Genomic DNA, 22843 nt, shown 5'->3' with positions numbered 1-22843 from the left:
GTGTGAGGCCGAAGGCATCCCACCCGTCTTTCACACGGCGATCTTCCTTCGTAGGGGCCCCGAAGAAACCACTCCACCCCATCGAGCAACCCCACGAACCCCAGCCCCAACGGAACCCAGAAGCCGTCAGGAATACCAGGTCGGCTCAGGAATCTCGTCACGCAGCACGAACACCCCCACCTCCCGCCGCTTGTAAGCCACCGGATCATGCAGCGTATGCGTGCGCACGTTGCGCCAGAACCGGTCCAGCCCCTCCCCAGAAGCCGTCGACCGCGCCCCAGTCACCTCAAACACCGTGCTGGTGATCTCCAACGCCACCTCAGTCGCGCGAGCCTTCACCGCCGCCACCCGCACCTCATGCTCCCCGCGCTCCCGCTCGGTCACCGCGTCCGGGTCCCGGTGGATCACTAGGCCCTCTTGGGCCACCCGGTCCGCCAACGCCTCCACAGCCCACAGCTTCGACGTGAGATCGCCGTAGACGTCGAGTACGTACGGCTCGTCCACCGCGCGTTCGTACCCGCCGTGCAGCCAGGAACGGGCCTTCTCCCGGGTGTAGGTCCGCGCGGTCTCCAGCGCGCCGCGCGCGATGCCCAAATAGAAGTTGACGAACACGAGTTGGATCGTCGGCACGTTGAGCGTGTTGTAGACCTTCGGCGTGAACTCCTTGTCCACGTACCCCGCCGCGGAAGCCCAGTCGACCCGCACGTTGTCGATGGTCACGCTGCCGGACTCGGTCAGCCGCTGCCCGATGTTGTCCCAGTCGTCGTGGAAGGTCAGCCCGTCGATGTTCGACGGCACGATCGCGAAGATGTGCTTGTCCGTGCCCGCAAGCACGCCTTCGAGCACGGTCAGGTCGGACACCTTGCTGCCGGTGGAGAACGACTTCCGTCCGTTGTAGACGATCGTGTCGCCCTCGTCGGTGATCACCACGTCGGAGTCGCGCGGGTTCACCGCTCCACCGAAGAACAACCGGTTAGCGGTAGCCAGTTCCTCCACCGCCGCGATCTGCTCGGGCGTGCCGACCAGACGCGCCGCCCAGAACCACAGATAGTGGTAGCCCAAGAGCTGCCCGATAGAGCCGTCCGCCTTCGCGATCTCCCGCACTACCTGGTACGCGGTAGGCCATTCCTGCCCACCGCCACCGTGCTCGGCGGGCCCGAGCAGCGTCACCAGCCCGGAATCCTTGAGCAGTTGGACTTCCGCGTACGGGGTCTTGGCCTCCCGGTCCCGGCTTACCGCGTCCACGGCAAGCAGCGCGGACACCTCCGCGGCGCGCTCCAGCCACTCGGCGGCGGTAGTGGGGACGGTTTCCGACCAGGTCTCAGTCGTGGTCACAGCAGTGCCTTTCTGAAGTAAGCGGGCGTCAGACGACGAGCGCTGAGAACCCCAGCGCTGAGATGGAGAGAGAGGGGCGTCAGACGCCCAACGGCTCGGCAGTGGCGGCACTGCGGTCGGCGTCGGCCTCCAGGGCGCGCACGATCGGCAGCACGTTCTTGCCGAAGTACTCGACTTCCTCGTGGTAGTGCAGGAATCCGAGCAGGGCGAGGTTCACCCCGAGCTTGCGGTACTCGACCAGCCGGTAAGCGATCTGCTCCGGCGTGCCGATGAGCTTCGAGCGGAAGCCGTCGTTGTACTGGACGAGGTCCTCGAACGACGAGTCCGCCCACATTCCCTTGCCGTCGCCGGTGGAACTGCCCGCCTGCTGAACGGCGTCGCGGAATCCGCGCACAGCCTCGGGATCGGCCTTCGCGACGATCTCCCGCAGGGTCTCCTTGGCTTCGGCCTCGGTGTCCCGGGCGATGAGGAACCCGTTGAGCCCGAACCGAACTGTCCGCCCATGCCGCCGAGTCGACTCGTTCACTTCGGTGATCTGCTCGGTGACCCCGTCGAAGTCCTTGCCGTTGCTGAAATACCAGTCCGACACCCGCCCGGCCATCGCCCGCGCCGCTGTGGAGTTGCCGCCCTGGAAAATCTCCGGATGCGGCCTGCCCGGCGCCGACAACGGCTTGGGCTTGAGGTCGTAACCACGCAACCGGTAAAAGTCCCCGGCGAACTGGGCGTCGTCCTCCGTCCAACTGGCACGGAGCACCCGGATGAACTCTTCCGAGCGTCGGTAACGCTCGTCGTGCTCCAACCACGGTTCACCCAATGCGGTGAACTCGCCCTTGAACCACCCGGACACCACGTTCACCGCCGCCCGCCCGCCGGACAGGTGGTCGGCCGTGGCGACGAGTTTCGCCAGCACACCCGGGTGCCACAGTCCCGGGTGCACGGCGGCGATCACCTTCAACCGCTGGGTGGCCAGCAGCAGCGCCAGGCTGAAACTGGTCGACTCCTGTTGGTAGGCCGCGCCGTAGCTGGCCATGTACCGCACCTGGCTCAACGCGTACTCGAACCCGTTGTCCTCGGCGAGGACAGCGAGTTTCTTGTTGTACTCGTAAGACCAGTCGGTGCGCTGCTCGATGCCGCTGACGACCAGCCCGCCGCTCACGTTGGGCACCCAGTAGGCGAACTTCAACGGCTCTAGAGGTTCTTGAGGGGACATGCGAAAGACTCCGAAGTGTCAGCAGACCCGCGAGGGGAAACCTGCTCGATGAACCGGCCGAGGACAAACCTCAGCGTCGACAACCCTGCCCGCACACGCGGGCGTAATCGACATGCCGACGCCTCGTAAGGCGCAAGACCGGCTTCACCGTGGACACCGCACCATCGGAACACCCGCCGCCGCGCAGGGTCAACGGCTGATCGGGTACGTCCAGACGGTGGGAAGACTTTTGCTGTGGCGCCCCCGCCGAAATCGGGAGCCTTGTCAGTCGTCTGTGCTCTCGGGCTGGGTGTCGAGTTCGGCTATCGCCTGGTTGGCGAGTTCCACGAGACGGGCGAGGCCGTCCCGGCTCATGGTGAGGACGTATTCGTTCACCTGTCCGAAGTGGAGGGTGGCGTGGTCGGCGACCTTGGTCGCGTCGAACCACATGGGAACGTCCCCGGTCATGTCGACCCACATGTCGATCGACACACCTGGATGGGTGATCAGTGCCATGATTCCGCCTTTGGTGTCCTATAGTTGCCTATCACTCGGACTTGGGAGTCCGACTGTCGGAGTGTAATGTTAGGTCGACAGTCGGGCTTACGGCAAGTCCCGATGGAGTGAACAGAAGGGGCGGACATGGGGCACGCACGGCCGACACTTGAACGCAGGCAACTGGGTCTGGTCCTGCGCCGGTTGCGGGAGAAGTCGGGGAAGACGCAGCAGGCGGGCGCCGACGCCGTGGGCAAGGTCCGCTCACGCATCGTGGAACTGGAGGACGGAAGGGCAACTATCGGCCCAGAGGACCTGGCGAAGCTACTGGATTGCTACGAGGTCACCGGCCCCGAACGCGACACGGTCACGGAACTAGGCGCGGTCGCGCGCCGAACCCAAAAGCGGCGGGTGCACATCGACCACCTCCCCGATGCCTACCGCCGGTTCGCGGACCTGGAAGCCTCCGCCTCGGAGATCAACTGCTTCGAGACCGGCATCATCCCCGGCCTGCTCCAGTCGCCGGGTTACGTACAGGCCCTGCTCGCCGAAGCCGAAGACATTTGGTGGCAGCCCAACGACGTCCAGAGCGAGGACCGATGGTTCTTCCGCATGGACAGGCAAGCGCGGATGCTCGACGTCGGAGACCGCAGGATCATGCGCTTCGTCATGACCGAGGACGCTTTGCGTGCCAACATGGGAAGCCCGGAGGTTATGCGCGAGCAGTTGATCCACATGCTCGGTCTACTGGACAAGTTGCCCGACCTGAACATCCGCGTGCTGCGCAACGATACCTACGGTAATCCCGCTCGCGGGCGCGGTTTGTGGCTCCTGGGTTTCGGTGAGCGCGGAACGCCAGTCGGGTACTCGTCGGCGATCCCGGGACCGTCGATGTACTACGACGGTGAGGCCGAGGTTGAGAGTATGCTTCGAGCGTTCTACCGGACATGGGAGTTGGCGTTGAGCCGCAAGGACTCTCGCCGTTTGATCCAGCAGATTGCGAAGGAGTAGGCGTCAATGGGCGACCACGCACGGGACACCGGTTGGTTCAAGAGCAGCCGTAGCGCTGCGGCCGACGAGACGTGCGTGGAGGTGCGGCTTACCCCTTCGGCCGTTGGTGTCCGGGACACCAAGAACCGTGTCGGTGGCGCTCTTGACCTGGCCACCGGTTCCTGGGGCGCGTTCCTGTCCGACACCAAGAGCGGTCGGTTCGATCTGTCATGAACCGGGACACTGGTTGGTTCAAGAGCAGCCGTAGCGGTGCGGCCGAGGAGGCTTGCGTCGAGGTGCGGCTTACCGCCGCCGCGACAGGCGTCCGCGACACCAAGAACCGCGCGGGTGGCGCCCTGAACCTCGCCACCGGCTCTTGGTCCGCGTTCCTCACCGACGCCAAGAGCGGCCGGTTCGACCTGTCGGTGTGAGCGAGTAGCGTCGAACCCCGTGGAACAGGAGTTCGACCTTTTCGACACGCCCACCGGCAACCGGGCGGCCCCGAGCGCGCCGCTCCCCGTGCGGATGCGCCCAGCCACCCTGGACGAGGTCCTCGGCCAGGACCACCTCCTCGGCCCCGGCGCGCCCCTGCGCCGCCTGGTCGAGGGAGCCGCCCCCGCGTCGATCCTGCTCTACGGCCCACCGGGAACCGGTAAGACCACTCTCGCCACCCTGGTCTCTTCCGCTATCGGCAGACGCTTTGTCGCGCTTTCCGCCCTCTCGGCAGGCGTCAAAGAGGTCCGCGCCGTCATCGAAGAGGCCCGCAAGCGCCGCACGCACTCCGGTGAGTCCACCGTCCTCTTCATTGACGAGGTCCACCGCTTCTCCCGCACCCAGCAAGACGCCCTGCTCGGCGCTGTCGAAGACCGAATAGTCCTGCTCGTCGCCGCCACCACGGAAAACCCGTTCTTCTCCGTGGTCTCCCCGCTGCTGTCCCGCTCGCTGGTGCTCCAGCTGCACCCGCTGACCGACACCGACATCCAGGCCCTCGTCCGCCGCGCCGTCGCCGACGAACGCGGCCTCGCGGGCTCGGTCACCCTCGACGCCGACGCCGAGGCGCACATCGTCCGGCTCGCCGGCGGCGACGCCCGCCGCGCCCTCACCGCCCTCGAAGCCGCCGCAGACTCCGCCCTCGCCACCCGCGGCGGCGAGATCGACCTGGCCACCGTCGAGGCCACCGTGGACAAGGCCGCCGTCCGCTACGACCGCTCCGGCGACCAGCACTACGACGTGATCAGCGCCTTCATCAAGTCCATCCGCGGCTCCGACGTCGACGCGGCGCTGCACTACCTGGCCCGCATGATCGAGGCGGGGGAGGACCCGCGCTTCATCGCCCGCCGTCTCGTCGTGCACGCCAGCGAGGACGTCGGCATGGCCGACCCCACCGCCCTGCAGACCGCCGTCGCCGCCGCCCAGGCCGTGCAGCTCATCGGGATGCCCGAGGGCAGGCTCGCCCTGGCCCAGGCGACCGTCCACCTGGCCACCGCGCCCAAGTCCAACGCCGTCATCACCGCCATCGACAGCGCCATGGCCGACGTCCGCGCGGGCGCGGCGGGCCTGGTCCCCGCCCACCTGCGCGACGGCCACTACGCGGGCGCGAAGAAGCTCGGCAACGCCACCGGCTACCGCTACCCGCACGACGTTCCAGAAGGCGTCCTCGCCCAGCAGTACCCGCCCGATGAGCTGCGCGGCCGCGACTACTACGAGCCCACCCAGCGCGGCGCGGAACGCCACCTCGCCGAACGCGTCCCCAAGCTCCGCAGGCTCATCCGCGGCGGCTGATATGCGCGCCGCAAACCGGTCGCGCGCCCGCGCGACCGAGGGGCATGCTTTCTAACGCAAGGTCCGGAAAGCCCGCTCCGATACGGCGCGGTAACCTGTCGCCGATCACACGCCGCCGTCCGGCGGCGTCAGCGATGAGGAGGGCTAGTGACAGCAGGCCAGATCGCCGCGCTGGTGGCCGCGGGCGCTTTCGTCCTGCTGGTCGTGCTGCTGGGCATCATGCTGTTCAAGCTCGGCCGCACCCTTGACGAGGCCACCATCGCGATCCGCAAGGCCCACCAGAACAGCGACCCGCTGTTCACCGGGGCCAACACCACGCTGACGCACGTCAACACCCAGCTTGAGCGGGTCGACGGCATCACGTCCAACGCCCAGGCCGTCACCGGCAACGTCTCCGCGCTTACCTCGGTGTTCACCGCCACGCTTGGCGGCCCGCTGGTCAAGGCCGCCGCGCTGTCTTACGGCGTGAGCAAGGCTCTGCGCGCGCGCCGCAAGAAGGCCAAGGGCGAGATCGAGGGCAAGCACTCCCGGCCCGTCAAGCGGGGCGGCAAGCGACGCGGAGCCCGGTCGTGAAGCGCATGTTCTGGCTCGGCGTCGGCGTCGCCACCGGCATCGCTCTGTCCCGCAAGGCCCGCGACACCGCCCACGCCGTGACCCCGGCGGGCATCGCGGGCAACCTCGGCGACGCTGTGCGCGAACTCGCCGGAGCGGTCGGCGCGTTTGGCGCCGACGTGCGCGCGGGCATGCTGGAACGGGAAGAGGAACTCACCGACGCGGTCGAGCGCCGCTCCGGCGTCACCCCCGGGGCCCGCCACGCCCTCGGCGCGGACCGGCCTCGCCGCTCCGCCGACGCGCGAGCGCGCCGGGCGAACGGCTGAGCCAGCCTTCGCCGTTCGCCGTGCCGCAGCCCGTCGAACCCTGATCAGTTGAGGACCCGAGACCGTGCAGACCCACGAGATTTCCAATCGCTTCCTGAATTACTTCAAGAGCACCGGCCACACCCAGGTCGCCAGCGCTTCCCTGATTCTGGAAGACCCCAACCTGCTGTTTGTGAACGCGGGCATGGTGCAGTTCAAGCCGTACTTCCTCGGTGACGTCCCGCCGCCGTACCCGCGCGCCACCAGCGTGCAGAAGTGCGTGCGCACCGGCGACATCGACGAGGTCGGCAAGACGACCCGGCACAACACGTTCTTCCAGATGGCGGGCAACTTCTCCTTCGGCGACTACTTCAAGGCCGACGCCATCAAGCACGCCTGGACGCTGATCACCACCAGCCAGGCCGATGGCGGCTACGGCCTCGACCCCGACCGCCTCTGGGCCACCGTCTACGAGGACGACGACGAGGCCCTGGCCCTGTGGCAGGAGATCGCCGGGCTGCCCGCCGAGCGCATCCAGCGCCGCGACATGGTCGACAACTACTGGTCGATGGGCGTGCCCGGCCCGTCCGGCCCGTGCTCGGAGATCTACTTCGACCGGGGCCCGGAGCACGGAGCCGAAGGCGGCCCAGTCGCCGACGAGAGCCGCTACCTGGAGATCTGGAACCTGGTCTTCATGCAGCACCTGCGCGGTGAGGGCCACGGTAAGACCGACTTCCCGATCCTCGGTGAGCTTCCCGCCAAGAGCATCGACACCGGCATGGGCATCGAGCGGGTCGCCACCCTGCTCCAGGGCGTCGAGAACGTCTACGAGACCGACTTGGTCCGCCCGGTCATCGGCAAGGCCGAGGAGATGTCCGGCCGCCGCTACGGCAGCGGCAACCACGTGGACGACGTCCGCTTCCGGGTCATCGCCGACCACGCCCGCAGCGGCATGATGCTCATCGCCGATGGCGTCACCCCCGGCAACGAGGCTCGCGGTTACGTGTTGCGCCGCCTCTTGCGCCGCATCGTCCGCTCTGTCCGCCTCCTTGGCGTCACCGAGCCGGTCTTGGGCGAGTTCGCCGCTGTCGTGCGCGACACTATGTCCCCCTCTTACCCGGAACTGGCCACCGACTTCCCGCGCATCGAGTCCGTGATGCGCAAGGAAGAGGAGACCTTCCTCGCCACCCTGGCCAGCGGGTCCAAGATCTTCGACCTCGCCGCCGAGCAGATCAAAGCCGATGGCCGCGCTCTCCTGCCCGGCGACAAGGCTTTCCAGCTCCACGACACCTACGGCTTCCCGATCGACCTGACGCTGGAGATGGCCGCCGAGAAGGGCCTCTCGGTGGACGAGGACGGCTTCCGCGCCCTCATGGCCGAGCAGCGCGCCCGCGCCAAGGCCGACGCCGCCTCCCGCAAGACCGGTCACGGCGACCAGTCGGTTTACCGCGAGCTTCTTGCCCAGGGAGCCACTGAGTTCGTCGGCTACGAGTCGCTGTCCGCCGAGGCCACCGTGCGCGGCCTCATCCGCGACGGACAGCGGATCTCCGGGGCCGCCGAGGGCGACATCGTGGAGGTCGTCCTCGACCGCACGCCCCTCTACGCCGAGTCCGGCGGCCAGGAAAGCGACGCGGGCACCATCACCGGCCTTGGCGTCGAACTGGAAGTCCTCGACGTGCAGAAGGTCGCCCGCAAGCTGTGGGTGCACCAGGTGCGCGTCCGCAGCGGCGAGATCACCGAGGGCCAGCACGTCGAGGCCAACGTCGACCCCGAGTGGCGCGTCGGCGCCCGCCAGGGCCACTCCGGCACCCACGTCGTCCACGCCGCCCTCCGCGAGGTGCTCGGCCCGACAGCGCTGCAGAGCGGCTCTTACAACAAGCCGGGCTACCTGCGGCTCGACTTCGCCTGGTCCAGCGCCCTGTCGCCGGAGACCCGCAGCGAGATCGAAGAGGTCTCCAACCTCGCCGTGCGCAAGGACCTGCCCGTCCGGGTCGTCTACACCGACATGGGCGGCGCCCAGGAACTCGGCGCGGTCGCCCTCTTCGGCGAGACCTACGACGAGACGGTCCGCGTCGTGGAGATCGGCGGCCCCTGGTCGCGCGAGCTGTGTGGTGGCACGCACGTCGAGCACTCTTCGCAAATCGGCCCCATCACCCTGCTCGGTGAGTCCTCTGTGGGCTCCGGTAGCCGCCGCCTAGAGGCTTACGTAGGCATGGACGCCATGCGCTACCTGGCCAAGGAACGCGCTCTTGTGCAGAACCTCGCCGCCATGCTCAAGGTGCCCGACGTCGAGGTGCCCGGCCGGGTCGAGGCCCTGATCGAGCGGCTGCGCACCGCCGAGAAGGAGCTGGAGAAGCTCCGCGCCGGACAGCTCCTGTCGTCCGCGGGCACCTTGGCCGACAAGGCCGAGGACGTCAACGGCACCTCCCTTGTGGCGTTGCAGGTGCCCGATGGCGTGGGCGGCGGCGACCTGCGCTCCCTGGCCGTCGAGGTGCGCAACCGCCTCGGCGCGCGCCCCGGCGTGGTCGCCCTGTTCTCCGCCGACGGCGACAAGGTCGCCTTCGTCGTCGCCACCACCTCGACCGCCCGGGACAACGGCATCGCCGCGGGCAAGCTCGTCCCGTCCTTCGCCGCCGCCATCGAGGCCCGCGGCGGCGGCAAGCCCGACCTGGCCCAGGGCGGCGGTGCGAACGCAGGCGGCATCGGTGAGGCGGTGAACGCCCTGCGCAGGGCGTTGGACGGCTCGTGAACCCGAAGCTGGACCGGCCCGGAGCCGACGACCCAGGGCGTGGCCGCAGGCTCGCCGTGGACGTCGGCTCCGTGCGCGTCGGGGTCGCCCTGAGCGATCCGGCTCCCATCCTCGCGACTCCCCTCGTTACGCTGGATCGCGACGAGCGGTCGGGCCGCGACCTCGACCAGCTCGCCGAACTCGTCGCCGAGCACGAGGTGGTCGAAGTGGTGGTCGGATTGCCCAGGACCCTCGCCGCGCGCCACGGTGTCGCGGCCCAGGGCGCGCACGCCTACGCCACCGAACTCGCCAAGCGGGTGGCTCCCGTCCCCGTGCGGCTCGCCGACGAGCGGCTGACCACGGTCTCGGCCTCCCGGATGCTCAGCCAGCGCGGGGTCCGCGGCAAGCGGCAACGCGCCGTCGTGGACCAGGCCGCGGCCGTGGAGATCCTTCAAGCGTGGCTCGACGCCCGGTCGGCGGCGCTCGCCCGATCTGCGGAGGCGGACTCATGAGCGACGATCTCGGCCTGTTCGAGGAGCAGGAACGCCGCGGCAAGGGATCGCAGGACAGCAAGCCCGACCGCAAGCGGGTGAAGCTGGCCGTGTTCGGCCTGGTCTTCGTCCTGCTCATCGCGGGCGGCGTCTGGTACGGGCTGCGACAGCTCGCCGACATCGGCGGCTACGACGACTTCACCGGCCCGGGCGAGACCGACATCGTGGTCGAGGTCAAGGGCGGCGACAGCACCGCCACCATCGCCAACCGACTCTCCGACGACGGCGTCGTCGCCAGCCCCAAGGCGTTCATCGCGGCGGCGGAGTCCGAGTCGAAGATCCGCTCGGTGCAGCCCGGCTACTACGTCATGCGCACCAAGGTCTCCGGCCAGGACGCCGTGGCCAAGATCGTCGACCCGGCGTCGCGGGTCGGGAACCTGCAGATCCGCGCGGGCACCCAGTTCGATGACATCACCAACGGCAACAACGTCACCCCCGGGATCTTGTCTCTGCTCTCCAAGGCGTCTTGCGCGCAGTTGAACGGCAAGAGCACCTGCGTGCCGGTCGAAGAGCTGCGCAAGGTCTCCGAGACAGCGGACCTGGCCGCGCTGGGCGTCCCGGACTGGGCGGTGCCGGACGCTTCCCGGGCCCCCGAGCCCAAGCGCAGGCTTGAGGGCCTGATCATGCCCGACGTCTACGAGGTCCGCCCCGGCTCCACGGCGGAGGAGCTGTGGAAGAAGATCATCGCTGACTCGTCGGCCCGGTTGCAGAGCTTCGGCATGCCCAACCTGGCCGCCACCAGCGGCTTCACCCCCTACCAGGTCCTGATCATGGGTTCCCTGGTGCAACGCGAGGCCATCGCCCCCGACTTCGGCAAGGTCGCCCGGGTTACCTATAACCGCCTGGCCCAGGGCATGCAGTTGGAGTACGACTCCACGGTCAACTACGTCCTGGACCGCCCCACCATCACCACGAAGTCCGAAGACCGCGACAAGGTGGGCCCCTACAACACCTACAAGGTCACCGGCCTCCCCCCGACCCCCATCGCCGCCGTCAGCCGCGAGGCGCTGGAGGCGGCGGCCAATCCAGCCCCTGGCACCTGGTTGTTCTTCGTCCGCTGCCAGAAGGACGGCACGTCGTGCTTCGCCGACACGCTGCCCCAGCACAACGCCAACGTGAAGCTGGCCCAAGACAACGATGCCTACTGAGATCCGCCGCGCGGGCGTCTTGGGCTCACCGGTAGCCCACTCCCTCTCACCCGTCCTGCACAACGCCGCCTACCAGGCGTTGGACCTCCCGTGGACTTACGACCGCATAGAGTGCGACGAGAAACGCCTCCCCGGCTTGGTGGCGGACCTAGGCCCGGAATGGGCAGGTCTCTCAGTGACCATGCCCGGCAAACGCGCCGCCCTATCCGCGGCCACGGTAGTAACCCCAAGAGCCACCGCGGTAGGCGCCGCGAACACCCTGGTCCACCACCCGGACGGCTGGCACGCGGACTGCACTGACATCGACGGCGTGACCGGCGCTCTCCGAGCCTCCGGCTTCCCCACCGGAGATTCCGGCGTGATCCTGGGCGCTGGCGGCACCGCTTGCGCGGCCCTAGCCGCCTTCGCGGACCTGGGCCTGCACTCCGCCACAGTCGTGGTCCGCGACCCAAGCCGCGCCACCGAGGCCATCGAGTGCGCCGCCCGCCTAGGTCTTCCCCTACGCGTTGAACGCTGGTCGGACACCGACTTCGCCACCCTGGCCAAGTCCACCGACGTGCTGATCAACACCGCCCCCACCACGGCCACCGCTCCCATCGCCCAAGCCCTGGCCCAAGCCCCCTTCATCCTCGACGTCATCTACCACCCCTGGCCGACTCCCCTCGCGGAAGCCGTCGCCACCACCGGCGGCCACCTCGCCACCGGCCTGGACATGCTCCTGCACCAGGCCTTCGGCCAGGTAGAGCAGTTCACCGGCCACCCCGCCCCCCGCGAGGCCATGCGCGCCGCCCTCCACGAGAAAACCGGCGGAATCCTCCCGCTCCCTCTCTAAAGCACATTTCACCCCACTCGTCAAACAACCATCCCCACCCGATCGTGCGACTGCCCCTCGAACACCAGTTCGCTAACGTGGAAAGCGAACAAAGGAGCAGCCATGACCCACACCACTCGTTCCGTCGTCCCAACTCCGTCCTTCAAGCCCCTTCCCGGCCCTACCGCGCCCAAAATCCGCAGTGGCCCCGGAATCCAAGGCTTCCGCGATCCCTGCCCCGCCCCGGGATCTCCCGCGGTTCGCAGACCTCACACCGCCTCCGAGTCTTCCGCGCCTTGTGAACCTCCTGTGGTTCGCCGACCTCCCGGGACGGGTGAGTCTCGCATCGCGCACGAACCTCACACCCCTTCCCTGCTCGACGCACGTTCCGGAAACCGTGCTCGGTGGCCCGCGACTCCAGCCCAGCCGAGGATTTCCATCCCGCTGAGAAACGTCGCTCGACTCTCTGTGCTCTCTTACCCGGTGACCTCTTACGCGGTTCCCCTGACTTTCGCCGCAGTCCTCACCATTGCCACTCTTCTTTTCTTTCCCGGTCATCTCACCGTCATCGGCATCGGCGCTGTCGGCGGACTCTTGGCAGGAGCAAGCGCCCGTTTCCTGCTCAAGCGACTCGCCAGAGGCGCCACCGCCCCACCGGGCTCCTGCGAGCTACCCACTGCCGCCCTGTGGTCGTGCGCGGCCGCCCGTTGGCAGGCAGGAGCTGTGCCCGCGTGGTGGCTGCCGACCCTCGCCCTGCTGACTTGGTTCGCCGTCGCGCTCGCCGTCGTAGACCTACGCCACCGACGCCTACCTGACGCCCTAACCATCCCCGCGATCCCCATCGCCCTGGCGGTCCTAGGCGTCGCCGCCTTCACCGGCCCCGGCGCCGCCCTCATCCACGCCGCGCTCATAGGCAGCCTGGTCTTCGCGGCCTTCCACGCCGTCGTCCACCTCTGGCGCCCCACGGCCCTCGGCGCAGGCGACGTCAAACTCGCCCCAAGCCTCGGCGCAGTCCTGGGCGCGCTAGGCCCCGAGGCCCTGATCCTGGCCCCACTGCTTGCCTCCGCGACCACCCTGCTCCTGCACGTGTCCTGCCGCCGCCCGCAATGGCGCACCGGAGTGCCGCACGGCCCAGGCTTACTCGCCGCCACCTGCCTCCTGGCGATGTTTCCTGTCCATTTCTAGTATCCGAAAAGATCAACCCGCCCGGGTTCGACGAAAGAGTTGCTTCCGGTGGTGACTGCGAACTAAATCTCCCTTATCGTCCTATCCATCTTCTATCGCCAGGGACGTTCAACTCTTTCGGGTAGTACGGCCCGCCAGATATTAATGCTCCAAATTGAGTTCGCGCATGGTGAACCTCGAATGCAAGACGGCGGAGTGTGCCCATTGGGTCGCTGCCAAGTTGAAGAAATTCTTCCGGTGTCGCCACGCCAACTTCCGTGAAGCCGTGTGGTGCCAAGTGCAGGCGATTTAAGACGAAGGCGAGTTCTTGGTTGACAGTTTTCTCGGTGGCAAGCATATTGCAGACTTTGAGAAATACGCGGGCGCGTGTCGTAGCCCTGTAGAAGGATGCGCCGTCCATCATTTCAAACATGCCAGCAGTAACGAGCCCTTGGAGCCTCGGTCTGAGCGTGGAGGGATTTGTTTGCAGCGGTTTGGCCAAGTGGGGCACATTGAAAAATCCTTGACTTGCTACTTGTTCGAGCGTAGCCAAGGTTAGACCAGGAATGCCGGTGATTTGCAAGAAAAATCGGATATCAATGCTTGACAAGTTGCCGAAGAGCACGTTCAGTAGCAGATCGTCCAGTATTTGAACGCGAAGGATGTTCTCCACTGCGGACCTGTGGTCATCTTTGTCTGCGTCGAAATCTGCTGGATACCTGAACAATCGAAGAAGTGCAGTGCGGTTCGGGAGTTTGCGTTGCGCGCGATGAAGAACTTCATTAATTCGGGCTTCGTTTCGTGTCGAGCCGGCGAAGAGGTAAATGGGAAGTTCCGCATCGTCTGAGAATAGGAGCCAATTGAGGTCCTTCTCAATTCCTTCGGCATGACGGGTTAGTGTCTGGCCGACGAGTGCTCGACTGCGATCGCGGAGAAGCGTGCAGGCGAAGTCAAAGCCGCCTCTCTCGGCTTCGCGGTACCCATACAGTTTCGACTTCGACAACTTATCGACAATGTCGAGAAAGCAGCTGGTGACAAACCGATGCTCATCGGATTCTGCCATTCTGTCGACCTTTCATATCAAGGAGATCTTGCGCCTTTGGAAGATGTCAAATACGGTCGAAATTATGGGTATGTGGCTGCTTGGCTTCGAGGATATTTGTCCCGACGTTTGACCAGTTTCCGTCGCTTAACCAGCGTTCCTACCCTGAGGAGACCTTTGCCCCCTCGAGCGCAGTTCCTGCCGACTGGGCAGGACTCAAGTGTGGCCTGGCCGGAGCCGACTGAATTACCCCGACCCTGATGTTGTCGCCCCTAAAGCTGTTCGCCGTTCGGCGAACTACGTCCGGGGGTCGGACAAGAGCGAGTGCGTCCCGTCTCACCTGCAGGTTCGTGGTCGCGGCCGGGCGCGGGGGAGTGGGGTCGACATGACAGGATCTGTGCCGTGCTGCGTTGGATTACCGCTGGAGAGTCACACGGACCCGCGCTGGTCGCCGTGCTGGAGGGCATGGTCGCCGGTGTCGAGGTCACCACCACCGATCTTGGCGAGCAGTTGGCCCGCCGCAGGCTCGGGTTCGGGCGCAGTCCCCGGATGGGCTTCGAGACCGACAAGGTGGAGTTTCTCGGCGGTGTCCGGCATGGGCTGACCCAGGGCGGGCCGATCGCGGTGCACATCGACAACGCCGAGTGGCCCAAGTGGGAGAAGGTCATGTCCGCCGACCCGGTGGACCCGGCCGAACTCGCCGAGTTGGGCCGCAACGAGCCGCTGACCCGGCCGCGGCCCGGGCACGCCGACCTGCCCGGCATGCAGAAGTACGGCTTCGATGAGGCCCGGCCCGTCCTCGAACGCGCCAGTGCCCGGGAAACTGCGGGCCGCACCGCGCTCGGGACCGTGGCCCGCGCGTTCCTGCGGCAGTTGCTCGGTGTCGAAGTGGTCAGCCACGTCGTGTCCATCGGCGGAGCCGTCGCACCCGAAGGCCCCACCCCGGGGCCGGGCGACCTCGCCGCCATTGACGAGAGCCCGGTGCGCGCGTTCAGCCAGGAGGCCACCGACGCGATGGTCGCCGAGGTCGAGGCCGTCAAGAAGGCTGGCGACACCGTTGGCGGGGTCATCGAGGTCATCGCCTACGGCCTGCCGCCGGGCCTGGGGTCCCACGTGCACTGGGACCGCCGCCTCGACGCGCGGCTGGCGGGGGCGCTCATGGGCGTGCAGGCCATGAAGGGCGTCGAGATCGGCGACGGCTTCACCACCGCGCGCCGGTGGGGCAGCCAGGCGCACGACGAAATTGACCGCGACCAGGGCTCCGTCACCGGGGTCAGCAGGCGGTCGAACCGGGCGGGTGGGCTCGAAGGCGGCATCACCAACGGCGAGCCGCTGCGCGCCCGGGTGGCGATGAAGCCGATCTCCACCGTGCCGCGCGCGCTGTCCACCGTTGACGTCGTCACCGGCGAGCCCGCCGTCGCGATCCACCAGCGGTCCGACGTGTGCGCGGTGCCGCGCGCGGGCGTGGTGCTGGAGTCGGTGGTCGCGCTGGTGCTGGCCGAGGCCGCGTTGGAGAAGTTCGGCGGCGACTCGCTGGCCGAGACCAAGCGCAACGTCGAGGGCTACCTCGACGCGCTGCGCGACCGCTGGTGAAGCCCGTCGCGGTCGTCGTGGGGCCGCCGGGGGCGGGCAAGACCACCATCGGCGAGGCGCTGGCCGCCGCGCTGGGGGTGGCGTTCCGCGACACCGACGACGACATCGTCGCCGCCGTGGGCAAGCCGATCAGCGACATCTTCACCCAGGACGGCGAACCGGCTTTCCGCGCCGCCGAGGAACACGCCGTGGCTGCCGCGCTGGCCGAGCACCCCGGCGTCCTCTCCCTCGGCGGCGGCGCGATCCTGTCCCCGGCCACCCGGGCGTCGCTGGCGGGCCACACCGTGGTCTTCCTCAACGTCAGCCTCGCCGAAGGGGTCCGCCGCACCGGGCTGTCCACCGCGCGGCCCCTGCTCGCCGGGGTCAACCCGCGCGCCAAGTTCAAGGAACTCCTCGACGCGCGCCTCCCGCTCTACCGGGAGGTCGCCACCGTCGAAGTGTCCACCGACTCATCGCCGCCCGATGAGATCGTCACCCGACTGGTCGGCGAGCTGCGCCCATAGCGGCAACCGACGCCCCGAGAGGCCGCCCAACGGCCGCTGAGGAGAGTGTGATCGTGCAACCCGCGCGCATCCGGGTCGCCACCGGCAAGCCCTACGACGTCGTCATCGGCACGGGCCTGCTCGATGAGCTGATCGAGGCCGTCCGCGACTCGTCCAAGGTCGCCATCATCCACCAGCCGACCCTCGCCGCGACCGCGGAAGCCACCCGCGACGAGCTGGCCGCCGCCGGGATCGACGCGCACCGCGTCGAGATCCCCGACGCCGAGGACGGCAAGGCGCTCTCGGTTGCCGCGTTCTGCTGGGAGGTCCTCGGCCGCATCGGCCTCGACCGCGACGGCACGGTCGTCGCGCTCGGCGGCGGCGCGGTCACCGACCTCGCCGGGTTCGTCGCCGCCACCTGGATGCGCGGCGTGCGGCTGGTCAACGTGCCGACCACGCTGCTGGGCATGGTCGACGCCGCCGTCGGCGGCAAGACCGGCATCAACACCGACGCGGGCAAGAACCTCGTCGGCGTCTTCCACGAGCCCGCCGCTGTCCTGGTCGACCTGGCCACCCTGACCACCCTGCCGCGCAACGAGCTGATCTCCGGCATGGCCGAGGTGATCAAGGGCGGGTTCATCGCCGACCCGGTGATCCTCGACCTGATCGAGGCCGACCCAGCCGCCGCCCTCGACCCCGAGGGCGAGGTCATCGCCGAGCTGATCCGCCGCAAGATCCAGGTCAAGGCCGACGTCGTCGCCTCCGACCTGCGCGAGTCCAGCCTGCGCGAGATCCTGAACTACGGCCACACCCTTGCCCACGCCATCGAGCGCCGCGAGCGCTACCGCTGGCGCCACGGCGCGGCCGTGAGCGTCGGCTTGGTCTTCGCCGCCGAACTCGCCCGCCTCGCGGGCAGGCTCGATGACGCCACCGCCGACCGCCACCGTTCGATCCTCACCTCGATCGGCCTGCCGGTTAGCTACGACGCCGACGCGCTGCCCCAGCTCATCGAGGGAATGCTCACCGACAAGAAGACCAAGTCCGGCGTGCTGCGCTTCGTCGTCCTCGACGGTCTCGCCAAGCCCGCCCGGCTGGAGGGCCCGGACCCGGCGCTGCTCGCCGCCGCCTACTCGGCCGTGGCGGCCGAGCCCACCGGCAAGGGCGGGGTGCTGCTGTGAGGACGCTCGTGCTCAACGGCCCGAACCTCGGCAGGCTCGGCACCCGCGAACCGGCGATCTACGGCAGCACCACCCACGCCGACCTGGTGCGGCTGTGCGTGGACACCGGCCGCGAGCTGGGACTCGACGTCGAGGTGCGGCAGACCGATCACGAGGGCGAGATGCTCGGCTGGCTGCACGAGGCCGCCGAGACCGACACCCCGGTCGTGCTCAACGCGGGCGCGTGGACCCACTACTCCATCGCCGTCCGCGACGCCGCCGCCCAGCTCACCGCCCCGCTGGTGGAGGTGCACATCTCGAACGTGCACAAGCGCGAGGAGTTCCGGCACAAGAGCTACATCTCTGAGATCGCGGCGGGCGTGATCGTCGGCCTCGGCGTCGACGGCTACGCGCTCGCGCTCCGCTGGCTCGCCGCCAACGCCCGCTGAAAAGCCCCCGACATCCCCCGGTCGGGTGAGTTATCGCTGGTGACGTCGGAGCGGAGTGTGGTCCATGCCTCACCTCCGCCGACCCTGGGTACCCCCGGTTGGGTGATCTTTACACTGAACCACCCTCGTTACCGGCACGGAGGTCCCCACCCAGCATGCCCACCCGGCCATGGCGATTCCACCGCGTCGCCGCGGTGTTCGCGACCCTCGTCGGGCTCGGCGCCTCGGCTTGCACCACGGTCGCCGAGGGGGAGATGCCGCGCCCGGCGCAGGCCTCGCCCGTGCCAGCCGCCGCGCCGAGCCAGGAGCCGACCCCCGACCAGGTGACCCTGGGCACCGACCGGCCCCGGCAGAGCCCGGGCGTGGTCGCCGCCGGTGGCGTCGACTCGGTCTACAACTACGGGCCGACGCTCATGGTCGAGAACGGCAAGTACCGCATGTGGTGGTGCAGCCAGCTCGGCGCAGCAGTTCCGCCGGGCGACGACATCCTGCTCGCCGAGGCCCCCACGTCCGGTGGCCCCTACACCGGCCCGGACGGCTCGCCCGCGCTGGCGGTGTTCAGCGGCGGCGGCGGGTTCGACGCCATGCACACCTGCGACCCCTCGGTGATCCGCGTCGGCGGCACCTACTACCTGTACTACACCGGCGCGGCGGGCGACCACGCCCACGGCAACGCCATCGGCCTCGCCACCAGCCGCGACGGCCGCACGTGGACCCGGGCCAACGGCGGCAAACCGATCGTGACCGCTTCCCACGACGTCGCCCGCGACAACGTCTACGGCACCGGCCAGCCCGCCGCCGTCTACCTCGACGGCTGGTTCCACCTGATGTTCACCGACACCACCGGCCGCGACGCGGGCTGGAACGGCGCGGGCCAGTTCGTGCTGCGCTCCAAGGACCCCACGTTCGCCAGCGGCGTGGAGATCCTGAGCCCGGGCGGGTTCCGCAAGGCGTCCAGCACCGCGGGCAGGCTCCGCTCGGTGGTCGACGCGTTTAGCGTCGACTTCATGTGGGTCGCCGCCCTCGACGCGTTCGCCATCGCCCACGAGACCCAGGACGGCACGACGATCACGTTCTGGGACCGCGACTTCCGCCGCGCGCCCTACAAGCCGGTGCTGATCCCCGGCCCCTGGCAGGAAGGTCCCGGCCTCGTCCGCGGCCCCGAGGGCCACGCCCCGCTGTCGGTGGACGCCCCCTGCGACCGGGTGCCGATCGACCTGGTGCGCGCCACCCGCTTCGGCGCGGCGCCGACCGACCTGATGATGTTCGGCGCCGACGTCACCGGCAGCGGAGCGTGCGCCGAGCCCGCCCGCGCGCTCAAGGCCCTGGAGGGCTTCGCGATGCCGTCGCCGCAGCGCACCATCGACCTGGTCCGCGACGGTGCCCTGGTCCGCGTCGAGCGCCGCTCGGTGGCCGAGAAACTGGCGGTCCGCGTCCTCGACCACCGCGTCCCCGCGCTGGACCGCGTCCCGGTCGCCGCCCGCCTGACCGCGTCGGCCCCCGTGGTCCGAGCCGACTCCCGCGTCGGCTTCGTCCTGGACGACGGCAGACTGTGGCCGATCACCGATCCGGCCGTCGCCGCCCTCAACTCGTCCCCGATAACCCCGGTGCCCCCGAACGAGTTCGACTCCTACCGCCGCGGCCCCGACTTGGCCGCCCGCTGACAGCGCCCAGGCCCCGCGGGCAGGAGCCGCGCACCCTTCGGTGGCCCTGATGTCGTTGTGTCGGCCCGATTCGTCGGCATCCGGACTCACCGATTCGACCGTGAATCGCGCCCCGGTCTCGCGGCCGCGCTGACGGCGTCGAGCCCAGCACAGGCTCGCAATCGTCGTGGTCCGAACGATTCCCCGCAGCCTGAACCCGACCCCGAACCACGGACAGCTCCGAAGCCGCCGGGCTCAGCGGGCGGCGGTCTCGTCCCCGTCCTCCGCGCGGCGCGTGCCGCCCAATCGGGGGCCGACCAGCAGGCCCAGCCCGGCGGGGACCAGCACCAGCAGCGCGGTGAACGCCGCCCCGCCGGTCAGCGCCTGCCCCAGCGCGCTCACACCGGTCTGGTCCACCAAGGCCGCCCGCCCGACCACGCCCAGCACCGCCGCGCCCCAACCCGCGACGAGCGCCGCGAGCACCCAGGCCCGTCCCCGGTCCGGCACGTCGAGCCAGCCGTCGACCGCGGCCCAGACCGCGGCCACGCCGACCAGCACCCCCAGGGCCAGTCCCTCGATCGTGGTTCGCCCGGTCGGGTCACTCGCCTTGAGCGCCGCCACCGCCACGGCCACAGCGGCGTGCACCACCGCCAAGACGGCGCCGCGTAGCAGCCACGTTCGCATTGCCGCAGCGTAGTTCCGGCGGGTGCGGCGCGGCGAGCGCGGCCGGTCGTAAGCTCGCGGATATGCCCGACTCGCACCTGCGCCGCCGCACGGCGCTGCGCACCAGCCTCCGGGACGCGGGACTCGACGCGCTGCTCGTCGTGGACCTGCTCAACGTGCGCTACCTGACCGGGTTCACCGGCTCCAACGGCGCGCTGCTCGTCCACGCCGCCGACGACGAGCACAGCGTCTTCTGCACCGACGGCCGCTACCTCCAGCAGTCCGCGACCCAGGTGCCCGAGCTGGAGCGCGTCATCGAACGGGCCAGCGCCCTCGCGCTCGCCGCCCGCGCCGCCAAGGACGGGCTGGGGCGGGTCGGGTTCGAGAGCCAGCACGTCACCGTGGACGGCCTCGACGCCCTCGCCGACGCCGCCGGGTCCGTCGAGCTGACCCGCGCGCCGAACCTGGTCGAGCGGCTGCGGCTGGTCAAGGACGACGCCGAGGTCGAGGCGCTGCGCATGGCGTGCGCCGCGGCCGACCGCGCGCTGGCGAACCTCATCGAGCACGGCGGCCTGCGCCCCGGCCGCACCGAGCGCGAGGTCGCCCGGGAGCTGGAGAGCCGGATGCTCGACCACGGCGCGACTGGCCGCGCGTTCGAGTCGATCGTCGCCGCGGGCGCCAACTCGGCCATCCCGCACCACCGTCCCACCGACGCCGTGCTGGGCGTCGGCGACTTCGTGAAGCTCGACTTCGGCGCCCTGGTCGACGGCTACCACTCGGACATGACCCGCACCGTGGTCCTCGGCGAGCCAGCCGGCTGGCAGCGCGAGGTCTACGACCTCGTCGCCGCCGCGCAGGCCGCTGGCCGGGCCGCGCTGCGCCCGGGAGCCGCGGTCCGCGACGTGGACGCGGCCGCCCGCGACGTGATCGAGCGGGCGGGGCGGGGAGCCGAGTTCTCCCACGGCCTCGGCCACGGCGTCGGCCTGGAGATCCACGAGGCACCCAGCCTCGCGAAAACCGGCGAAGGTACACTTTCGGCCGGAATGGCGGTCACCGTCGAGCCGGGTGTGTACCTGTCCGGCAGGGGCGGAGTCCGCATCGAGGACACGCTTGTCGTGCGGGACGATGGTCCCGAACTCCTCACGCTGACCACCAAGCAGCTCATGGTCGTCTGAGACGATCACCCATGCGCGCGATAAACAGGAGATCCAGCCAGTGGCCTCGACCAACGACCTGAAGAACGGCCTGGTGCTCAACCTCGAAGGCCAGCTCTGGACCGTCACCGAGTTCCAGCACGTCAAGCCCGGCAAGGGCCCGGCCTTCGTGCGGACCAAGCTCAAGCACGTGATGACGGGCAAGGTCGTGGACAAGACGTTCAACGCGGGCGTCAAGGTCGACACGGCCACCGTGGACCGCCGCGAGATGACCTACCTCTACAACGACGGCTCCGAGTACGTCTTCATGGACGGCGACACCTTCGAGCAGATCTCGATCACCGCCGAGGTCGTCGGCGAGCAGTCGCGGTTCCTGCTGGAGAACGGCACCGCGATCGTGTCCTCGCACGAGGGCGTGCCGCTGTTCATCGAGCTGCCCACCTCGGTCGAGCTGGTCATCGAGCACACCGACCCCGGCCTGCAGGGCGACCGCTCCACCGGCGGCACCAAGCCCGCGAAGCTGGAGACCGGCGCCGAGATCCAGGTCCCCCTGTTCGTCACCACCGGCGAAAAGGTCAAGGTCGACACCCGCGACGGGCGCTACCTCGGCCGGGTCAGCAGCTGACGTGGGTGCTCGCAGCAAGGCCCGCAAGCGCGCGGTGGACCTCCTCTTCGAGGCCGCCGTCCGCGGCGCCGACCCGGTCACCCTCCTGGCCGACCGGGTCGGGTCCCCGGACGTCCCACCGGTCAACGACTACACCATCACCCTGGTGGAAGGCGTGACCGCACACCGGACCCGGATAGACGAACTGCTGACCGAACACGCCGAGGGTTGGTCGCTCAAGCGCATGCCCGCCGTAGACCTGGCAGTCCTCCGCTTGGGCCTCTACGAACTCCTGTGGGCCCAAGACGTCCCCGACGCGGTAGCGATAGACGAGGCAGTCCAACTAGCCAAGTCCCTCTCCACCGACGACTCCCCCCGATTCGTCAACGGCGTCCTGGGGCGCATAGGCGGCATCGCCGACCGCCTACGAGCCACCCTCTGACCTCCCCAAAGATCACCCCGCAGCCCACGAGGGCAGCCGCCGCCCCCGCCGCGTTCCATGATCGCGAGTTATCCACAGGCAAGATCGTTCTCACCTGGTTTGTCGGCCTGGCTTGATAGACTGGAGCGGGGTCAGCCCCCAGGGTGGGTGGGGCTTTGTTGTGGGGCTGTGGGGCGGCAAATCAAGGTTTGTCGCGGTCGTGGCTGGGGCGGTTGAGTGGCCTTTGTGTGGGGTCAGCCCGGCCTTCCTGCCAGCCCCGCGTTCCTGCCAGGTCGCTCTGTTGCCAGCCCAGCCTTCTTGCCAAGCCCTGCGTTCCTGTCACCCGCCCCCAACGAAGCCGCACGAACCCTGCCAGGTGCTCGATGGGGTAGAGCAGCGAACCCGCCCCCAACCAGGCCGAACCGACGCTCGCCCAGTGCTCGATGGGGTGGAGTGGTTTCTTTGGGGGTGAAGGAAGATCCCTAAACTTGCTGTGGTCGTGGGGCCGAAGGCTCCCCACCCGTCTTTCCCACGACGGGATCTTCCTTCGTAGGGGCCCCAAAGAAACCACTCCACCCCATCGAG

Annotated in this window: 24 protein-coding genes; 19 read left to right on the top strand and 5 right to left on the bottom strand. The window is 68.8% G+C overall.

Annotation, left to right across the window (positions count from 1 at the left end):
* Positions 1-126 precede the first annotated feature (126 nt).
* From ACZ6SD_RS30945 to ACZ6SD_RS30935, 3 genes are all read right to left on the bottom strand, one after another.
* A complete protein-coding gene (locus ACZ6SD_RS30945; protein ID WP_465320558.1) occupies positions 127-1335 on the bottom strand; it encodes an acyl-CoA dehydrogenase family protein in 1209 nt (402 codons plus the stop codon).
* A 79-nt stretch (positions 1336-1414) separates the two neighbouring features.
* Positions 1415-2545 (bottom strand): dimethylsulfone monooxygenase SfnG, encoded by a 1131-nt coding sequence (gene sfnG, locus ACZ6SD_RS30940; RefSeq protein WP_465320557.1) that lies wholly within the window; start codon positions 2543-2545, stop codon positions 1415-1417.
* A 264-nt stretch (positions 2546-2809) separates the two neighbouring features.
* On the bottom strand, positions 2810-3040 hold the full coding sequence (locus ACZ6SD_RS30935; protein WP_465320556.1) for a hypothetical protein: 231 nt from the start codon (positions 3038-3040) through the stop codon (positions 2810-2812).
* A gap of 126 nt (positions 3041-3166) precedes the next feature.
* On the opposite strand from ACZ6SD_RS30935, the gene ACZ6SD_RS30930 reads away from it, so the two are divergent.
* From ACZ6SD_RS30930 to ACZ6SD_RS30880, 11 genes are all read left to right on the top strand, one after another.
* Complete coding sequence (locus tag ACZ6SD_RS30930; RefSeq protein ID WP_465320555.1) at positions 3167-4030, top strand: helix-turn-helix domain-containing protein; 864 nt, start codon at positions 3167-3169, stop codon at positions 4028-4030.
* Between the two features lie 6 nt (positions 4031-4036).
* Entirely contained in the window at positions 4037-4243 is a 207-nt protein-coding gene (locus ACZ6SD_RS30925; RefSeq protein WP_465320554.1) for a DUF397 domain-containing protein, read from the top strand.
* Positions 4240-4440, top strand: a complete 201-nt coding sequence (locus ACZ6SD_RS30920) for a DUF397 domain-containing protein (protein WP_465320553.1) — start codon at positions 4240-4242, stop codon at positions 4438-4440. Before ACZ6SD_RS30925 ends, ACZ6SD_RS30920 begins: the two co-directional genes overlap by 4 nt.
* Positions 4441-4459: 19 nt before the next feature.
* On the top strand, positions 4460-5791 hold the full coding sequence (locus tag ACZ6SD_RS30915) for a replication-associated recombination protein A (RefSeq protein WP_465320552.1): 1332 nt from the start codon (positions 4460-4462) through the stop codon (positions 5789-5791).
* A 147-nt stretch (positions 5792-5938) separates the two neighbouring features.
* Positions 5939-6364, top strand: coding sequence for a DUF948 domain-containing protein (locus ACZ6SD_RS30910; RefSeq protein ID WP_465320551.1), 426 nt, complete (start codon positions 5939-5941; stop codon positions 6362-6364).
* Positions 6361-6669, top strand: a complete 309-nt coding sequence (locus ACZ6SD_RS30905) for a hypothetical protein (protein ID WP_465320550.1) — start codon at positions 6361-6363, stop codon at positions 6667-6669. The genes ACZ6SD_RS30910 and ACZ6SD_RS30905 overlap by 4 nt, the downstream gene beginning before the upstream one ends.
* Positions 6670-6733: 64 nt before the next feature.
* Complete coding sequence (gene alaS, locus ACZ6SD_RS30900; protein WP_465320549.1) at positions 6734-9397, top strand: alanine--tRNA ligase; 2664 nt, start codon at positions 6734-6736, stop codon at positions 9395-9397.
* Positions 9394-9888, top strand: a complete 495-nt coding sequence (gene ruvX / locus ACZ6SD_RS30895; protein ID WP_465320548.1) for a Holliday junction resolvase RuvX — start codon at positions 9394-9396, stop codon at positions 9886-9888. The genes alaS and ruvX overlap by 4 nt, the downstream gene beginning before the upstream one ends.
* On the top strand, positions 9885-11075 hold the full coding sequence (gene mltG, locus ACZ6SD_RS30890) for an endolytic transglycosylase MltG (RefSeq protein ID WP_465320547.1): 1191 nt from the start codon (positions 9885-9887) through the stop codon (positions 11073-11075). Before ruvX ends, mltG begins: the two co-directional genes overlap by 4 nt.
* Positions 11065-11907: a shikimate dehydrogenase gene (locus tag ACZ6SD_RS30885; protein ID WP_465320546.1), complete on the top strand. Its 843-nt coding sequence runs from the start codon at positions 11065-11067 to the stop codon at positions 11905-11907. Before mltG ends, ACZ6SD_RS30885 begins: the two co-directional genes overlap by 11 nt.
* A gap of 462 nt (positions 11908-12369) precedes the next feature.
* Positions 12370-13071: a prepilin peptidase gene (locus ACZ6SD_RS30880; RefSeq protein WP_465320545.1), complete on the top strand. Its 702-nt coding sequence runs from the start codon at positions 12370-12372 to the stop codon at positions 13069-13071.
* A 73-nt stretch (positions 13072-13144) separates the two neighbouring features.
* On the opposite strand, the gene ACZ6SD_RS30875 is transcribed toward ACZ6SD_RS30880, so the two are convergent.
* Complete coding sequence (locus ACZ6SD_RS30875; protein ID WP_465320544.1) at positions 13145-14113, bottom strand: hypothetical protein; 969 nt, start codon at positions 14111-14113, stop codon at positions 13145-13147.
* A 381-nt stretch (positions 14114-14494) separates the two neighbouring features.
* Between ACZ6SD_RS30875 and aroC the strand changes: the two genes are divergently transcribed.
* From aroC to ACZ6SD_RS30850, 5 genes are all read left to right on the top strand, one after another.
* Positions 14495-15685, top strand: a complete 1191-nt coding sequence (gene aroC / locus ACZ6SD_RS30870) for a chorismate synthase (protein WP_465320543.1) — start codon at positions 14495-14497, stop codon at positions 15683-15685.
* Complete coding sequence (locus tag ACZ6SD_RS30865) at positions 15682-16188, top strand: shikimate kinase (RefSeq protein ID WP_465320542.1); 507 nt, start codon at positions 15682-15684, stop codon at positions 16186-16188. Before aroC ends, ACZ6SD_RS30865 begins: the two co-directional genes overlap by 4 nt.
* A 50-nt stretch (positions 16189-16238) precedes the next feature.
* Positions 16239-17345 carry a 3-dehydroquinate synthase gene (aroB, locus tag ACZ6SD_RS30860; protein ID WP_465320559.1) on the top strand — a complete coding sequence of 369 codons (1107 nt, stop codon included), beginning with the start codon at positions 16239-16241 and terminating at the stop codon, positions 17343-17345.
* A complete protein-coding gene (gene aroQ / locus ACZ6SD_RS30855) occupies positions 17342-17773 on the top strand; it encodes a type II 3-dehydroquinate dehydratase (RefSeq protein ID WP_465320541.1) in 432 nt (143 codons plus the stop codon). Before aroB ends, aroQ begins: the two co-directional genes overlap by 4 nt.
* A gap of 155 nt (positions 17774-17928) precedes the next feature.
* Positions 17929-19437 (top strand): glycoside hydrolase family protein, encoded by a 1509-nt coding sequence (locus ACZ6SD_RS30850; RefSeq protein ID WP_465320540.1) that lies wholly within the window; start codon positions 17929-17931, stop codon positions 19435-19437.
* A 234-nt stretch (positions 19438-19671) separates the two neighbouring features.
* Here the strand turns inward: ACZ6SD_RS30850 and ACZ6SD_RS30845 are convergent, their stop codons facing one another.
* Positions 19672-20100 (bottom strand): B-4DMT family transporter, encoded by a 429-nt coding sequence (locus ACZ6SD_RS30845; protein ID WP_465320539.1) that lies wholly within the window; start codon positions 20098-20100, stop codon positions 19672-19674.
* A 62-nt stretch (positions 20101-20162) separates the two neighbouring features.
* Between ACZ6SD_RS30845 and ACZ6SD_RS30840 the strand changes: the two genes are divergently transcribed.
* The 3 genes from ACZ6SD_RS30840 to nusB are packed head-to-tail and all read left to right on the top strand — an operon-like array spanning position 20163 to position 22279.
* Positions 20163-21254 (top strand): M24 family metallopeptidase, encoded by a 1092-nt coding sequence (locus ACZ6SD_RS30840; protein WP_465320538.1) that lies wholly within the window; start codon positions 20163-20165, stop codon positions 21252-21254.
* A gap of 40 nt (positions 21255-21294) precedes the next feature.
* On the top strand, positions 21295-21858 hold the full coding sequence (gene efp / locus ACZ6SD_RS30835) for an elongation factor P (RefSeq protein WP_465320537.1): 564 nt from the start codon (positions 21295-21297) through the stop codon (positions 21856-21858).
* 1 nt (position 21859) lies between these two features.
* Positions 21860-22279 (top strand): transcription antitermination factor NusB, encoded by a 420-nt coding sequence (gene nusB, locus ACZ6SD_RS30830; RefSeq protein ID WP_465320536.1) that lies wholly within the window; start codon positions 21860-21862, stop codon positions 22277-22279.
* Positions 22280-22843: the final 564 nt, after the last annotated feature.

The organism is Actinokineospora sp. NPDC051303 (assembly GCF_055586285.1).
The sequence above is the reverse complement of the archived record's forward strand: the minus strand, read 5'-3'. Positions and strand labels throughout refer to the sequence as shown.

Coding starts and splice junctions, on each gene's coding strand:
- sfnG (WP_465320557.1), bottom strand. CDS start 2,545: ATGTCCCCTCAAGAACCTCTAGAGCCGTTGAAGTTCGCCTACTGGGTG.
- ACZ6SD_RS30935 (WP_465320556.1), bottom strand. CDS start 3,040: ATGGCACTGATCACCCATCCAGGTGTGTCGATCGACATGTGGGTCGAC.
- ACZ6SD_RS30930 (WP_465320555.1), top strand. CDS start 3,167: ATGGGGCACGCACGGCCGACACTTGAACGCAGGCAACTGGGTCTGGTC.
- ACZ6SD_RS30925 (WP_465320554.1), top strand. CDS start 4,037: ATGGGCGACCACGCACGGGACACCGGTTGGTTCAAGAGCAGCCGTAGC.
- ACZ6SD_RS30920 (WP_465320553.1), top strand. CDS start 4,240: ATGAACCGGGACACTGGTTGGTTCAAGAGCAGCCGTAGCGGTGCGGCC.
- mltG (WP_465320547.1), top strand. CDS start 9,885: ATGAGCGACGATCTCGGCCTGTTCGAGGAGCAGGAACGCCGCGGCAAG.
- ACZ6SD_RS30885 (WP_465320546.1), top strand. CDS start 11,065: ATGCCTACTGAGATCCGCCGCGCGGGCGTCTTGGGCTCACCGGTAGCC.
- ACZ6SD_RS30875 (WP_465320544.1), bottom strand. CDS start 14,113: ATGGCAGAATCCGATGAGCATCGGTTTGTCACCAGCTGCTTTCTCGAC.
- ACZ6SD_RS30850 (WP_465320540.1), top strand. CDS start 17,929: ATGCCCACCCGGCCATGGCGATTCCACCGCGTCGCCGCGGTGTTCGCG.
- ACZ6SD_RS30845 (WP_465320539.1), bottom strand. CDS start 20,100: ATGCGAACGTGGCTGCTACGCGGCGCCGTCTTGGCGGTGGTGCACGCC.
- ACZ6SD_RS30840 (WP_465320538.1), top strand. CDS start 20,163: ATGCCCGACTCGCACCTGCGCCGCCGCACGGCGCTGCGCACCAGCCTC.